A 13,781-nucleotide genomic window follows, 5' to 3' on the forward strand; every position below is an offset into this window, starting at 1 on the left:
GCACGCGGTGCTGCGGCATCGCGCTGCGGGCCGGTCGGCAGCGTGACTGCCGACTGACCGAGCTGGTCAACCGGTGTAGGTCAGCGCTTGGCGAAGCGGTAATGCGCCACGCCCCATTCGCGGCCTTCGTCATAGCCGAACAGCTCCGCGCAGGCCAGCCAGAACATGCGCCAGCGCTGCCACCAGCGCTGTGCATCCTCGCCGTAGGTCTGCCGCAGCAGCGGCATGATCTGTTCGCGGTGCCGGTCCTGGTTTTCCAGCCAGGCATTGGCGGTCTTTTCGTAGTGCTCGCCGGACAACACCCAGCGTTGTTCGATCACCACATCCTGCTGAAACTGCAGCAGCGTATCGGCCGCCGGCATCAGCCCGCCGGTGAAAAAGTGCCGCCCCATCCAGTTGTCTTCGCCGGCCACTTCGAACGGGTAGGCCAGGTCGCGGTGGCAGAAGATATGCACGAACAGCTTGCCGCCCGGTGCCAGCCAGCTGCCGATCCGCGACAGCAGCTCGCGGTAGTTGCGCATGTGCTCGAACATTTCCACCGAGACCACGCGATCGAAGCTGTCGGTGGGCAGTGCCAGCGCATTGACGTCGGCGGTGATGACCTGCACGTTGCTCAGCCCGCGCACGCGGCACTGTTCCAGAATGTGCGCGCGCTGCGGCCGCGAATTAGATACCGCAGTGATGCTGGCGTTCGGATAGCGCTCGGCCATCCACAAGGTGAGCGAGCCCCAGCCGCAGCCCAGCTCCAGGATGCGCTGGCCATCGGCCAGCTCGGCGCGCTCGCCGTACAACGCCAGCATGCGCAGTTCGGCCGCGTCCAGGTCCGGCGTGGTCGCGTCCCAGTAGCAGCTGCTGTATTTCAGGCGCCGCCCCAGGCACAAGGTGAAGAACTGCGGCGGCAGCTCGTAATGCTGGCGATTGGCGGCATCGGTTTCGATCGCGATGGCGCTGCCGCGCAGGCTGTCGATGAAGGCGCGCTGGCGCTCGCCGCTGGCATCGGCGCCATCGCGGCGTTCGTCCAGCAGGCGCTGTGCGCATAGACGGCGGATGCCATAGCGCAACGCGGCGTCGGGCAGCACGCCGGATTCGGCCAGGCGGGTGGCAAAGCCTTCTTCGGGATGCGCGGAGGGCGGGATGGTAACGGTGGACATGCGACTCTCCAGGCGAATCAGGATGAAGGGGGAAGCGGGAAAAATGCGCTGGTGCTGCGTTGGTACTGGGCGTAGTCCTCGCCACGCGAGCGCAGTGCCTGCTGCTCGGTATAGGGAATGCCGGTGAAGCGATACAGGAACACGAACATCACCACCGGGCCCAGCGCACACAGCGCCACCGGCCACGGCCCCGCACCGACCGCCAGGGCCAAGTACGCAAACCAATGCACGAATTCGAAGAAGTAATTGGGATGCCGCGAATAGCGCCAGAGCCCGGTGCGACACGTCTTGCCGCGGTTGGCCGGGTTGGCCTTGTGCGCAGACAACTGCCGGTCGGCCAGCGCCTCGCCGCCGACAGCGATCAACCACACCACAATCGCCAGGCTGCTCCACACGCTCCATGCCGGGTTCGGGTTGCTGGCCGCGGCCAGGAACGGTACCGAGAACAACACCACCACCACCGCCTGGGCCAGGAAAAAGCCCAGGAACTTGCGCTGATCGCCGTTCCAGTGCTCACGCAGGGCGCGGTAGCGGCCATCCTCGTGGGGGTCGCCGAACACACGCACGCCCAGGTGCCAGGCAAGCCGTGCGCCCCATACGCCGCCGAGCACCGCCACCAGCACGCGTGGCAGCAGCGCGCCATCGGACATCCACGCGCAGTAAGGCGCGGCAACCGCCAGGCAGCCCGCCCATAACACGTCCACCGGGCCGGCGTTGCCACTGCGGCGTTGCCACAGCCAACCCAACACCATCACCACGGCGGCGAACACGCCGACATGCAGCAGCGGCCAGACAGTCATTGCGGGTCTCCAGTGATGGTTTCAAAGGCGGGGCGTGCCAGGCGGCGGGCATACAGCGAGAGCAGGCCGCAGGCCGCGCCCCAGCCAATCGCCAGCGCCAGCAGCGCGTTGCGCTGCGGTGCCAGCAATTCGATGGCCTGCCAGCTGCGCTCGGCCAGCCAGTACGACAGCGGCCCGAAGACCGCGCCCAGCACAACCGCCAGCCAGGGGCGCTGCATGACCGTTGCCAGTGAATGATTGAGCGTCAGCGCAAATCCCAGCCAGAGCGCCAGGATCCACGCAGGTGCGAGCACGCTGCCCGGCCACGGCGCGGCGTAGCGCACCCAGTCGCCTGCGGCCAGTGTGGTGTCCAGCAACAGCCCCAGTGCGATGGCGGCCAGCAGCAACTGCCAGTCGCCACGCGCGCGCCGCGTGGGCCACAGCTGGTAGAGCGCAAACAGCGCCAACGCCAGCAGCGTGGGCCACACCCGCCCACGCGCGGCTGAGCTGACCGCCACCAGCCACAGCACCTGCAAGCCGACGTAGTTGCCCAGCTGCTTCATGCGGCGCTGCTCAACCCGGGCACGAACTGCGGCGGACGTGCGCCGGGCTTGCTCAACCACAGATGCACATCGCCGATCGAGCGTTCCAGAAAACCGGCTTCGCAATAGGCCAGATAGAACTCCCACATGCGGATGAAGCGCTCGTCGTAGCCCAGTGCGCGCACCTGCGGCAGTTGCGCCATGAAGCGCTGCCGCCACGCACGCAGGGTCAGCGCATAGCTGGGGCCGATGTCTTCCAGATTGAACAGGCGCAGGTCGCTGGCGCGGCCGATGGCGCCGGTCATCGCCGCCACCGAGGGAATGAAGCTGCCCGGGAAGATGTGCCGCTTGATGAAGTCCACCGAGCGCAACGCCTGCGCATAGCGATGGTCTTCGATGGTGATCGCCTGGATCAGCGCCTCGCCCTCGTCGGTCAGCAGGCTGCCGACCTTGGCGAAGTAGGTGTCCAGGTACTGGTGCCCGATGGCCTCGATCATCTCGATCGACACCACGCGGTCGTAGTGGCCTTCCAGGTCGCGATAGTCGCGCAGCAGCACCGTCACACGCTCGCTCAAGCCGGCTGCAGCGATGCGCTGGGTGGCCAGTTCGAACTGTTCGCGCGAGATGGTGGTGGTGGTGACGCGGCAGCCATGTTCGCGTGCGGCATGCAGTGCAAACCCACCCCAGCCGGTGCCGATTTCCACCACATGGTGCTGCGGCCCCAGGCGCAGCTTTTCGCAGATGCGTTCCAGCTTGCGGGTGGCTGCGCGCTCGAGCGCCGCCTCGCCCTGCGCTTCTTCGCCATCGACGAAGATGGCCGATGAGTACATCAGGTTGGCATCCAGGAACAACCGGAACAGCGGGTTGCCCAGGTCGTAGTGCGCCGCGATGTTGCGCCGGCTGCCGCTGCGCGTATTGCGTGCCAGCGTATGCAGGCTGCGCATGGCCCAGCCACCCAGGCGGGCGGTGCCGGTTTCCATCGCGTCCAATCGGTCGCGGTTGCGCAGCAGCAGGCGCATCAGCGTCACCAGGTCGTCGCACTGCCAATCGCCATCCATGTAGGCCTCGCCAGCGCCGACACTGCCGTTGAGCGCGGCCTGCCGATAGAAGCGCGGGTCGGTCACCCGCAACTGGGTCTGCAGCGCCTGCGTGCCGCTGGCATTGCCGAGCGTGGTGACGCGATCGGCTTCATGCAGCTGCAGCTGCCCATCGCGCAGGTCGCCCAGTGTGGCCAGCAGCCGCTTGCGCAACAGACGATCGGTCCACGAGGCCGCGCGCGGCGCGGCAGTGTCGGGCAGGGAGGTGGCACTCATGAGCGTTCTCGCACAGGCGGAGTGGGGTGATCGTGGATGGGATTGCCGCGCAGCCACAGGCGCAGTGCCTGCCAATGGATGGCCAGCACCACCTGCACGGTCATCAAGGGGTAGCCAAGCAGCGTGCGCGCCAGCGTGCCTGCGGTCAGCGGCTGGCGCTGCAGCACCAGCGTGGCGTCGAAGCGGCGCGCCTGCTGCGCAGGGACTTGCGGCGTGGCTTCGATGGCATCCAGCACATCCATGTGCACGCGCAGGTGTTCGGTGGGCACGCTGAAGCGCCAGTCGTAGTGGTGCTGCATGCCCATGAACGGCGACACGTGGAAGCGTTTATCGAAGCGCCAGGCATGCACGTCGCGATGGCTGCGCGCCTGCGCCACCGGCAGCACATAGGTGTGGCGCTGCTGCCAGGGCGTGTTGGTGATTTCGGCAACGATCCAGCGCAGCCCGTCGTGGCGGTCGAAGCAGTAGTAAAAGCTGACCGGATTGAACACATGGCCGAAGTAGCGCAGGTGCGTGAGCAGGCGGATCGCACCCTCCGGGCGGTCGCCGGTGTGGGCCTGCACGCAGTCGCGCACGGCCTGGTCCAGCGGCACCTGAGGGTCGCCCAGGTAGTCGCTGCGGCGGAACTGCGCCAGATTCGCGCGGCCCACCGACCATAGCCAGCGGCGTGCAAAGACGTGCTCCAGCTCGGCCAGGTCCAGATACATCAGGAACAGGCGGTAGCGGAATTGCAGCGGCTTGGGGGCGTAGCGGCGGTGCCGCACCCAGCCGGTGTAGATGGCGCTGCGCAACGGGCCGTGCAGCCGTCCGGCACCACCGCCCTCGGTGGGCGGCAGTGGAACGGCATCGGTGATCGCTTCGCGCAGCAGCTGGGTCACCACGGCACTCCCAGTGCGTGCGCCACGTCCACGCCGCTGCGCAGGCCGTCTTCGTGGAAGCCGAAGCCCCATGCCGCGCCGGCAAACCAGGTGTGCCGCTGGCCTTGGATCTGTGCCTTGCGTGCCTGTGCATCGAGTGCGGCGGCATTCTGCACCGGGTGGCGGTAGCGCATGCGGCGCAGCACTTTCTCCGGTGCGATGTCCTGGTCGCGATTGAGGCTGACGATGAACGGCTGCGGTGCGTTGATCGACTGCAGCGCGTTCATCCAGTAGCTCACCGTGCACGGAGCCTGTGGGTCGGCCGGCACATGCGCATTCCAGGCCGCCCAGGCGCGGCGGTCGCGCGGCAGCACGCTGGCATCGGTGTGCAGCACGGTGTCGTTGTTCTGGTAGGTGATGGCGCCCAGGATCTGCTGTTCGGCAGGCGTGGCATCGCTGAGCAAGGCCAATGCATCGTCGGCATGGCAGGCAAGCACCACCTCGTCGAAGTGCTCGTCGCCGCGCAACGAGGTCACGACCACGCCGTTGCCGGCCCGGCGGACGGCGTGCACCGGCGTGGACAAGCGCTCTTGCACCTGCCAACGCCGACGCAACGCGCGCACATAGCTCGACGAACCACCGCGCACCACCTGCCACTGCGGCCGGCCACTGATCTGCAGCATGTGGTGATTGGCCATGAAGCCGATCAACTGGCCCATCGGAAATTCGAGAATGCGTTGCGAGGGCGAGGACCACAGCGCCGAGGCCATCGGCACCAGGTGCTGGTCGCGAAAGGTGTCCGAATAGCCGTGCCGGTGCAGGTACTCGCCCAACGTGCTGAAACGCTCGTCGCTGGTCAGTACCGCAGGCGCCTGCCGGTAAAAACGCCGCAGGTCGGCCAGCATGCCCCAGAAGCGTGGGCTGAGCAGGTTGCGGCGCTGGCAGAACAGTCCACCCAGCGAGCCGGCGTTGTATTCGAGCCCGCTGCGCGCATCGTGCACCGAAAAACTCATGGTGGTGGACTGCGACGCCACGTCAATTTCGGCAAACAACCGGGTGAGCAAGGGGTAGTGCTGCGGGTTGAACACGATGAAGCCGCTGTCCACCGCGTAACGCTGGCCCTCCAGCTGGATGTCGTGGGTGTGCGTGTGGCCGCCGAGATAATCGGCGGCCTCGAACAGCGTCACTTCGTAACGCCGCGACAGCAGCCATGCGGCGCCCAGGCCAGCGATTCCACTGCCGACCACCGCGATCCTGCCACCGCTCATCGCGCCACCCGTCCGGCGCGTCGCGTCAGCATGGCGGGCATCGGTTTGAGATCCCATACCAGGCCCACCCACGACATCACCGTGAGCCCGTACCAGGTCATGTCGTATTCCCACCAGCGCACGCCCTGGCGCGCCGAGCCGGGAAAGAAATGATGGTTGTTGTGCCAGCCTTCGCCGAAGGTGAGCAGCGCCAGCAGCCAGTTGTTGCGGCTGTCGTCGCGGGTGTCGAAGCGCCGGCTGCCGAAGCGGTGCGCCAGCGAATTGATGGTGAAGGTGGCATGGAACAACGCCACCGTGGACAGCACGAAGCCCCACACCAGCAACTGCGCGCCATTGGTGTGCAGGCCAGGCGCCGCATCCGCCAGCCAGTCGCCCAGCAGGTACAGTCCCAGTGCTAGCAGCACCGGCATCACGATGTCGAAGCGGTCCAGAAATCGCAGCTCGGTGAAGCGGCGCAGATCCGGAATCACTTCCCAATCGGTGCGGAAATTGCGCGGCGTCAGGAACCAGCCGGTATGGCTCCACCAGAAGCCGTGCTGTGCCGGCGAATGCGGGTCACGCCCGGTGTCGGTATGCCGGTGATGGTTGCGATGGTGTGCGGCCCACCACAGCGGCCCACGTTGCACGCAGGTGGCAGCGATGGCGGCGAACACGAACTGCACCACGCGCGAGGTCTTGAACGCACGGTGCGAAAAATAGCGGTGATAGAACCCGGTCAGCGCGAACATGCGCAGCGCGTACAGCGCCACCGCCATGCCGACCGCGAACCACGACGTACCGACCCAGAACACCGCAAAGCAGGCCAGATGCAAGGCGATGAACGGCAGCGCGCGCAGCCAGTCGATGCGGTCCGCGCGGGCTTCGTCCAGCGGTTCGTCGGTTTGCGAATCCACCCAGCGACGCAGGCTGCCGAACCGCCCGGCCTTGCCCGCGCGCTGTGGCGGGGTGGCGGGGTGGGGCGTTGGTGCGACGCGGGGGTCGAGTCCAGAGCTCGGCACGCATGGTTCTCCGTGGTGGATGGGACCCTTTACGGATGCTGCCGACAAACAGATGCACCAGTCCGCTTGATCGTCGCACGCATCCGGCGTCTACGGTTGGGAACGCAAGCGATTCGCGTGGCGGCGCACACAAAAACATCCGCGCAAAGCGCGTGCGCGCGGACGAGTCTGCTTTGCCAGAAGAAGAAAACGGCTGCACGGCTGCGCGGCAGGCGCTGACGGTGCGCAGGTGCAGCAGCTCGCTCGAACGATGCCGTGCGTGCGCATGGTCCGTGCTGCTGGACGACGGCGCGCGAGGTGTTTGCCAATGACGCTGCCAGCGGCATCCTTTGACGGATGCCGCTGCACTCAGGCGATCAAGGCGCCATGGCCAACGTGCTGATGCCGCCCTTGGCCACCACGGTGCCGGTGGCCACGCCGCCCGGCGCACCACCCGGTGGTTCCAGGGTGACGGCCAGGATCGCCTCGTTGCTGAGCATCGGCATCAACGGCGCCGGGATCGACGCACGCCGCGCACGCTGGTCGTCGAACACGCCCATCGAGTGCGCCTTGCCATCGGGGGTGATCAGCCACAATTCCGGCACCTTGCCGGCGGTGGCGGTGCGATCCAGCGGCGTCACGGTGATGACCTGCTTGTCGGCATCCATCAACGCCACATAGCCCGGGCGCCCATCGGCGGTGGCCAGTGTGGAGGTCATCGCAATGCCGGTTGCCGGCGGAGTGACCGGCGGCTTGGCCGGCGGTGTCTGCACGATCGGCGTGTTCTGCACCGGGCCAGATGGCGGCGCGGTCGGCGGGGTGCGCACACTCAGCAAGGCCAGCACGCAGACTGCTGCAGTGGCCAGGCCACCGGCACTGGCCCAGCGCCAGAAGCGCACGCTGTTCCATAGCGGAACCGCCGCCGGTGGCGCCGGGCTCTGCACGCCTGGTGCGGGCACCGCATGCAACGGTGTATCGAAGCCCAGTGCCTGGCGCACACGCGCCCAGACCTGGTCGGCCGGTGTCACCGCGGCGATCTCTTCCAGCAGCGGCGCCAGATGTTCTTGCCATTGCGCCACTGCCTGCGCGAACTGCGCATCGGTGGCGATGCGCTGCTCCACGGCCAAACGGTCGTCGGCACTGAGCAGGCCCAGCACATACTCGCCGGCCAGCACGTCGCGGGGTGGTTCCTGGTCGATGGGGAAGGGCGTGCTCATCGTTCCAGACATGCCTTGAGTTTGGCCAGACCCCGGCGGATCCAGCTTTTGACCGTGCCAATCGGCGTATCGGTGCGCTCGGCCAGTTCTTCGTAGGTAATGCCTTCGAAGAACGCAGTGCGGATCAGCTCGCTGCGCGGCGGTTCCAGTTCGGCCAGGCAGTGATCGATGCGGCGGCGCGTGGTGAGGCGTTCGGCGCGTTCCAACGGCGAGGCATCGGCCGAGCGCAGCTCGCCGGCATCGTCCAACGCCACGTTACGGCGCTGCTGCGCGGTGGCGCGCAGATGGTCGATGGCCTTGTTGCGCGCAATCATCGCCAGCCAGGTCAGCCCGCGCGCACGGCTCGGGTCGAACTGCCCGGCCTTGTGCCAGATCAGCGTAAACACGTCCTGCAGCACTTCTTCGGCTTCGGCGCGCTGCGGGATCATGCGCAGGCACACCCCGAACAGCTTGGGCGAGGTTTGCCGGTACAACGCTTCGAAGGCGTGGCGGTCGCCGCCCGCCGTTGCGGTGAGCAGGCGTCCGGTCTCATCGTCGTCGTGGCCAGGAATGGCACTCATGCGGTCGGGCGTTGGCGGAGGTGGCGCCGATCGTACCGGACTGGGCCGAAAGAGTCTTTCATCGGTGCTTGAACCACAGCAGCACGGCGGCGAGCAGCAGCAGGATTTCCACACCCGCCAGTGCCATCGTTGGCGCGGAGACCGGCCACAGGCGCGAGAGCGAGACGGTGCGGAACAGCACGATGGGCACGTAGAACGCCAGTGCGACCAGCAGGCCGGTGCGCGGTTGATCGATCCAGGCGAAATAGCCGAACAGGAAGGCCATGCCCAACTGCAGCCCGCCATAGATGACCAGGTATTCGGACTGGCCAGCCGGCGACAGCTGCGTGTAGCCCACCGCCGTGGCGGTCTTGCTTGGCGAGAGAGTGCACCAGATCGCCAGGACGACATAGAGCACTGCGTTGATCCAGAGATAGGCCTTGGCCATGACGATGCTCCTGCAGGGGAAAGGGCTGCCCGGGCCGTTGTACGCAAGCGCGTGTGGGCGGGTGTGAAGAGGGCGGCGGTGCTCACGGCACGTCGCATCGCGCAACCAGCGGTTGCTCGCGAGCCTGGCGCAGCGACTCGGCGTTGGCCGGCTGCGCCGGTGTGTTGGGAAACACGATGCGCACGCGCGGATAGCGGCCATTGGCATCGCGCAGATTGCCTACGCCACGGAATTCGAGCAGGCGCTTGTCGGCGATGGCGTAGGTGACTTCCAGGGCCGGCAGCGCCGCGCCATACCAGGCATCCAGGCTGACCTTGTAGCGGCGTTGCCCGGCGGTTTCGCCGATGCGTTGCACGCGGAACGTCAGTTGCCGCTGCAGGCTGGGCAACACGAATTCCACCTGCTGCGCCGCGCTGCCAAGGGCGGCCCAATGCGTGCGCAGATACGCATCGAAGCCGGCATCGATCACGCGTGGCGTCTCGGTGGCCGGCAGTGCGGTGCGGCGTTCCGGTTTGCCCGGAAGCTGCTGGTACATCTCGCGCACGCCGTCGCGCTGCCGCACGCCTTCGCGATAGCCATCGCGGCCATCGACCAGGCTGAAATTGGGCGCACTGCCGCCGCCATCGACCTGTTTGCGCGCGAACGGCTGCCCGTCCTTGCAGCGGTACAGCACCAACCGCCCGCCGTCATCGAGTAGCCAGTGCGACTCGCGGTAGCGCAGCGCACCGCTGTCGCCATCGAAGGCATCGCCGTCGACGCGGGTGACCGCGGCGGCAGCGCCCAGCGGCAAGCAGGCCAGCACCAATAGCAGTAGCGGCGGTGTGGGGCGGCAAAGCGTGGCGAGCTTGGTAACGGCGGCGGGCAGGCGCATCGGCGCGTTCCTCGATGACAGTCCTGACCTCATACGAGCGCGTCCGCAGCACGGATGCGGCGGGAGGCGTCAGGGGGTTCCTGACGTCAGGGGATGGGCGGACGGCGAGCGTCTGTGACAGTGATCGGCGCACGTGGCCGGTGTGGGGCGTCGGTCGGGGTGACGCGGGCAGGCTGGCGGGGGTGGGGAGCTGGTGCTGATACTGATGCCTGGAGCGGGCGAACAACCGCGTTCAGCGATGTGCGTCTCGCCACCCCCGGCTTCACTCAGTGCCCTTCGGCATTCGGGGATCTGACGACGTGTCGCCACGTAGAGGCGAAGGCGCAGAGGGCCCTGGGGCGCGTGGTTCATGCGCTTGGGCGATGCCGTCATTCCGTCTGCTCGGCATCGCCGTTGGCGGGCAGGGCGCGGACACCGTCGAATAGGCGCGGACTACGCCTGCGGACCTGCGCGGCCGTTTTCGACCGCTGCGCTTAACCGACTACACGCAGCTCGATGCAATCCACCGGGCAGGCCGGCACGCATAGCTCGCAACCGGTGCACAGCGGGGCGATCACCGTGTGCATGTGCTTGGCGCCGCCCACGATGGCATCCACCGGGCAGGACTGGATGCACTTGGTGCAGCCGATGCAATCGGCTTCCACGATCCAGGCCACCTGCGGGGGCAGATGGGTGCCGCGGCTGCGGTCATATGGGCGCGCCGGCACCTGCAGCACCTGCGCCAGCGCCCGCGCGCCCGCATCGCCGCCGGGCGGGCAGTGGTCGATCGTGGCCTTGCCCTCGGCCATCGCCTGCGCATAGGGGCGACAGCCGTCGAACCCGCACTGGCCGCATTGGGTCTGCGGCAACAGGCGGTCCAGACGTTCGACCAGCGTGGGGAGCGGGGTGGGCATTGCGCGGCGTGTCAGTGCAGTTGCTGGCCGCGGTACCAGCGCTGCTGCGCCAGTGCGAGCATCGGCCGGTCTTCGCGGCTGTCGCCATAGGCATGCACGCAGTCGTACTGCGCCAGTGCGTAGCGCAGGCGAATCTGCGCAGCCTTGTGCGGGCCGCAATCGCCATCGGCGTAGCGGCCGGTGAGCCGGCCGGCCGCGTGCTCCAGCCGGTTGCAGATCAGCGACAGGCCATGCTGCGTGCACCACGGCTGCAGGTACAGGTCCAGCGATGCCGAGACCAGCACCACCTCATGGCCTTGGGCCTGGTGCCAGTCGATGCGTCGCATCACCTCCGGGCGCAACACGCCCGGCAGGTCGGTGCGTGCATAGCTGGCGCCGTGCGTCTGCATCTCGTCCAGGGCGCGGCCCGTGAACACCAGCCGCGTCACCCGCCCGCGCAGGCGCGGCGCCGACACCAGCCCGAGCCGATAACCCGCCACCCAGGGCCCCACCTGCCACCGTGCCGCCGCCCGCTGTTCCGGGCTGGCCACCTGGCGCAGGAACCGCGCGTAGGTGTCGCAGGTGGTCACGGTGTGATCGAAATCGAACAGGGCGAGTTGCATTGGGGCGGAGATTGGGGATTCGGGAGTGGGGATTGGTCTAAGTGCGGTGTCTGCTGATTAGTGAGTAACGTAGCTGTGGAGATCGAGTGCGGGTTCCGGTGCTGGCAGCGTTGCCAGGCTTGGCTTTAAACGCTGAGGCGTGGCTCGCGTGCCACCAATCCCTAATCCCGACTCCCCCAATCCCGCTTCACCTTACGGGCATCCCCGGCTGTGCGCCCGCATCGGCGTCCAGCAGCGCCAGGGCGCCGCCGTCGAAGCCGGCCGAGAGGATCATGCCTTCGCTGATGCCGAAGCGCATCTTGCGCGGGGCCAGGTTGGCGATGAACACCACGCTGCGGCCGACCAGCGTTTCCGGCTCGCCGTAGCTGGCGCGGATACCCGAGAAGATCTGGCGCTTGCCCAGCTCGCCGGCATCGAGCTCGAAGCGCAGCAGCTTGTCGGAGCCTTCCACCGCTTCGCACACCAGCACCTTGCCGATGCGCAGATCGAGCTTGGCGAAATCGTCCATGCCGATGAAGCCGGGATTGGCGGTTGGGGATTGGGGATTCGCAACGGCGGCGGGCGCTGCGTCGGCCTTGCTCGGTGCGGGCTTGGTAGTCGCAGCCGGTGCCGCAGGTGCGGCCATCGTGTCTTTGGAAGCGTCGGTCATGGCGTCGATCAATTTGGGGTCAATGCGGGTGAACAGGGCGGTGTAGGGCTGGATGACATGGCAAGTCAGCGGGCGGCTCACGTCCTCCCAACTGGTCATCGGTGCCGACAGAAAGGCCTCGGCCTCGGCGGCGGTGCGCGGCAGGATCGGCTTGAGCGCGGCGACCAGCAGGCGGAACAGGTTCAGGCCCTGCGTGCACACCGATTGCAGTTGCGCGTCGGCGCCTTCCTGCTTGGCGATCACCCACGGTTTGGTGTCGTCGATGTACTTGTTGGCCTCGTCGGCCAGCGCCATGGTCTGGCGGATCGCACTGGCCGGGTCATTGCGCTCGTAGGCTTCGCGAATCGGCGCCAGTGCCTCCACAAAGCGCGCGTACTGCGCCGGATCGGGCAGCGCGTCAGCCAGTTTGCCATCGAAGCGCTTGCCGATGAAGCCGGCGCAGCGGCTGGCCAGATTGACGAACTTGCCGACCAGGTCCGCGTTCACCCGCGCAACGAAATCGCCCAGGTTGAGGTCCAGGTCGTCGACGCCACCGGAGGATTTGGCGGCGAAGTAATAACGCAGCGCCTCCGGCTCCAGGCCGACATCCAGGAACGTCCGCGCCATCACGAAGGTGCCGCGCGACTTGGACATCTTGGCGCCGTCCACCATCAGGTAGCCGTTGACGTGCAGCCGGGTTGGCGCGCGGTGGCCGGTGCCATGCAGCACCGCCGGCCAGAACAGGCCGTGGAAATTGACGATGTCCTTGCCGATGAAGTGGTGCAGTTCGGTCTGCGTGCCGGCCGCCAGATGCGCCTGGAAGTCTTCGCCCATCTGCGCGCACAGGGTCTTGAAGCTGCACAGGTAGCCGATCGGCGCGTCCAGCCAGACGTAGAAATATTTGCCGGGCTGGCCGGGAATCTGGAAGCCGAAATACGGCGCGTCGCGCGAGATGTCCCACGCGCGCAGGCCGCCTTCGGCATCCAGCCATTCCTTGAGCTTGGCCTTGACGCCCGGCAACGCCACGTCGCCATCCAGCCACTCCCGCAGGAAGCCGTCGAAATGGCCCACTTCGAAGAAAAAGTGCTCCGAATCGCGCAGCTCGGGCGTGGCGCCGGAGATCACCGACTTGGGCTCTTTCAGCTCGGTCGGCGCATAGGTTGCGCCACAGACTTCGCAGTTGTCGCCGTACTGGTCAGCGCTGCCGCAGTTGGGGCAGATGCCCTTGATGTAGCGGTCCGGCAGGAACATGCCCTTGGCCGGATCGTAGAACTGCGCCACCGAGCGACGGCTGATATGGCCGGCGGCCTCGAGCTTGGCGTAGAAGGCTTCGGTGAGTTCGCGATTGACCGGCGAATTGGTCGAATCGTAGTGATCGAAGGTCACCCCGAACGCAGCGAAATCGCGCTCATGGCTGGCCTGGATGTTGGCGATGAAGGCCTCTGGCGTCACGCCCGCCTTTTCGGCCGCGAGCATGATCGGCGTGCCATGGGTGTCATCGGCGCAGACGAACCAGGTCTTGTCGCCGCGCAACCGGCGCGCGCGCACCCAGATGTCGGCCTGGATATAACCGACCAGATGGCCAAGATGCAGCGGCCCATTGGCATAGGGCAGGGCGGTAGTGACGAGTGCGGTGCGGGTCATGGCGGGCGTAATGCGGGGGACACGTGATTATCGCATTAGTCGGGAAAGGGGC

The 13,781-nt window shown here is 67.1% G+C and carries 14 protein-coding genes; all 14 read right to left on the reverse strand.

Annotated elements, in window-relative coordinates:
* Positions 1 to 80: 80 nt before the first annotated feature.
* A complete protein-coding gene (locus QRM89_RS19520) occupies positions 81 to 1,151 on the reverse strand; it encodes a cyclopropane-fatty-acyl-phospholipid synthase family protein (protein ID WP_042595938.1) in 1,071 nt (356 codons plus the stop codon).
* Between the two features lie 17 nt (positions 1,152 to 1,168).
* A complete protein-coding gene (locus QRM89_RS19525) occupies positions 1,169 to 1,951 on the reverse strand; it encodes a DUF1295 domain-containing protein (protein ID WP_076036105.1) in 783 nt (260 codons plus the stop codon).
* Positions 1,948 to 2,493: a DUF2878 domain-containing protein gene (locus tag QRM89_RS19530; RefSeq protein WP_228425922.1), complete on the reverse strand. Its 546-nt coding sequence runs from the start codon at positions 2,491 to 2,493 to the stop codon at positions 1,948 to 1,950. The genes QRM89_RS19525 and QRM89_RS19530 overlap by 4 nt, the downstream gene beginning before the upstream one ends.
* Positions 2,490 to 3,785: a cyclopropane-fatty-acyl-phospholipid synthase family protein gene (locus tag QRM89_RS19535; protein WP_011036521.1), complete on the reverse strand. Its 1,296-nt coding sequence runs from the start codon at positions 3,783 to 3,785 to the stop codon at positions 2,490 to 2,492. The genes QRM89_RS19530 and QRM89_RS19535 overlap by 4 nt, the downstream gene beginning before the upstream one ends.
* The gene (locus tag QRM89_RS19540; protein WP_285448757.1) at positions 3,782 to 4,666 is read right to left on the reverse strand and encodes a DUF1365 domain-containing protein; all 885 of its coding nucleotides are present in this window, start codon (positions 4,664 to 4,666) and stop codon (positions 3,782 to 3,784) included. The genes QRM89_RS19535 and QRM89_RS19540 overlap by 4 nt, the downstream gene beginning before the upstream one ends.
* Positions 4,660 to 5,910 carry an FAD-dependent oxidoreductase gene (locus QRM89_RS19545; protein ID WP_014507204.1) on the reverse strand — a complete coding sequence of 417 codons (1,251 nt, stop codon included), beginning with the start codon at positions 5,908 to 5,910 and terminating at the stop codon, positions 4,660 to 4,662. The genes QRM89_RS19540 and QRM89_RS19545 overlap by 7 nt, the downstream gene beginning before the upstream one ends.
* Positions 5,907 to 6,908, reverse strand: coding sequence for an acyl-CoA desaturase (locus QRM89_RS19550; RefSeq protein WP_228877764.1), 1,002 nt, complete (start codon positions 6,906 to 6,908; stop codon positions 5,907 to 5,909). Before QRM89_RS19550 ends, QRM89_RS19545 begins: the two co-directional genes overlap by 4 nt.
* Positions 6,909 to 7,264: 356 nt before the next feature.
* Positions 7,265 to 8,104: an anti-sigma factor gene (locus QRM89_RS19555; RefSeq protein ID WP_042595944.1), complete on the reverse strand. Its 840-nt coding sequence runs from the start codon at positions 8,102 to 8,104 to the stop codon at positions 7,265 to 7,267.
* Positions 8,101 to 8,664 carry a sigma-70 family RNA polymerase sigma factor gene (locus QRM89_RS19560; RefSeq protein ID WP_042595946.1) on the reverse strand — a complete coding sequence of 188 codons (564 nt, stop codon included), beginning with the start codon at positions 8,662 to 8,664 and terminating at the stop codon, positions 8,101 to 8,103. The genes QRM89_RS19555 and QRM89_RS19560 overlap by 4 nt, the downstream gene beginning before the upstream one ends.
* A gap of 58 nt (positions 8,665 to 8,722) precedes the next feature.
* Positions 8,723 to 9,091 (reverse strand): membrane protein, encoded by a 369-nt coding sequence (locus QRM89_RS19565; protein WP_016944164.1) that lies wholly within the window; start codon positions 9,089 to 9,091, stop codon positions 8,723 to 8,725.
* Between the two features lie 82 nt (positions 9,092 to 9,173).
* Positions 9,174 to 9,962 carry a hypothetical protein gene (locus QRM89_RS19570; protein ID WP_115530070.1) on the reverse strand — a complete coding sequence of 263 codons (789 nt, stop codon included), beginning with the start codon at positions 9,960 to 9,962 and terminating at the stop codon, positions 9,174 to 9,176.
* Between the two features lie 473 nt (positions 9,963 to 10,435).
* Positions 10,436 to 10,855 carry an Rnf electron transport complex subunit RnfB gene (gene rnfB, locus QRM89_RS19575; protein WP_115530071.1) on the reverse strand — a complete coding sequence of 140 codons (420 nt, stop codon included), beginning with the start codon at positions 10,853 to 10,855 and terminating at the stop codon, positions 10,436 to 10,438.
* 11 nt (positions 10,856 to 10,866) lie between these two features.
* On the reverse strand, positions 10,867 to 11,457 hold the full coding sequence (locus QRM89_RS19580) for an HAD family hydrolase (protein WP_285448758.1): 591 nt from the start codon (positions 11,455 to 11,457) through the stop codon (positions 10,867 to 10,869).
* A 187-nt stretch (positions 11,458 to 11,644) separates the two neighbouring features.
* Positions 11,645 to 13,729, reverse strand: a complete 2,085-nt coding sequence (gene metG / locus QRM89_RS19585) for a methionine--tRNA ligase (RefSeq protein WP_116903236.1) — start codon at positions 13,727 to 13,729, stop codon at positions 11,645 to 11,647.
* Between the last annotated feature and the right edge of the window lie 52 nt (positions 13,730 to 13,781).

It is taken from the genome of Xanthomonas sp. LMC-A-07 (genome assembly GCF_030208825.1).
Taxonomy (GTDB): domain Bacteria; phylum Pseudomonadota; class Gammaproteobacteria; order Xanthomonadales; family Xanthomonadaceae; genus Xanthomonas; species Xanthomonas campestris.

What these genes read in the sequence shown, in the direction of transcription:
- QRM89_RS19535 (WP_011036521.1), bottom strand. Translation starts at nt 3,785, where the DNA reads ATGAGTGCCACCTCCCTGCCCGACACTGCCGCGCCGCGCGCGGCCTCG.
- QRM89_RS19580 (WP_285448758.1), bottom strand. Translation starts at nt 11,457, where the DNA reads ATGCAACTCGCCCTGTTCGATTTCGATCACACCGTGACCACCTGCGAC.
- QRM89_RS19530 (WP_228425922.1), bottom strand. Translation starts at nt 2,493, where the DNA reads ATGAAGCAGCTGGGCAACTACGTCGGCTTGCAGGTGCTGTGGCTGGTG.
- QRM89_RS19570 (WP_115530070.1), bottom strand. Translation starts at nt 9,962, where the DNA reads ATGCGCCTGCCCGCCGCCGTTACCAAGCTCGCCACGCTTTGCCGCCCC.
- QRM89_RS19525 (WP_076036105.1), bottom strand. Translation starts at nt 1,951, where the DNA reads ATGACTGTCTGGCCGCTGCTGCATGTCGGCGTGTTCGCCGCCGTGGTG.
- QRM89_RS19565 (WP_016944164.1), bottom strand. Translation starts at nt 9,091, where the DNA reads ATGGCCAAGGCCTATCTCTGGATCAACGCAGTGCTCTATGTCGTCCTG.
- QRM89_RS19520 (WP_042595938.1), bottom strand. Translation starts at nt 1,151, where the DNA reads ATGTCCACCGTTACCATCCCGCCCTCCGCGCATCCCGAAGAAGGCTTT.
- QRM89_RS19560 (WP_042595946.1), bottom strand. Translation starts at nt 8,664, where the DNA reads ATGAGTGCCATTCCTGGCCACGACGACGATGAGACCGGACGCCTGCTC.
- metG (WP_116903236.1), bottom strand. Translation starts at nt 13,729, where the DNA reads ATGACCCGCACCGCACTCGTCACTACCGCCCTGCCCTATGCCAATGGG.
- QRM89_RS19555 (WP_042595944.1), bottom strand. Translation starts at nt 8,104, where the DNA reads ATGAGCACGCCCTTCCCCATCGACCAGGAACCACCCCGCGACGTGCTG.
- rnfB (WP_115530071.1), bottom strand. Translation starts at nt 10,855, where the DNA reads ATGCCCACCCCGCTCCCCACGCTGGTCGAACGTCTGGACCGCCTGTTG.
- QRM89_RS19545 (WP_014507204.1), bottom strand. Translation starts at nt 5,910, where the DNA reads ATGAGCGGTGGCAGGATCGCGGTGGTCGGCAGTGGAATCGCTGGCCTG.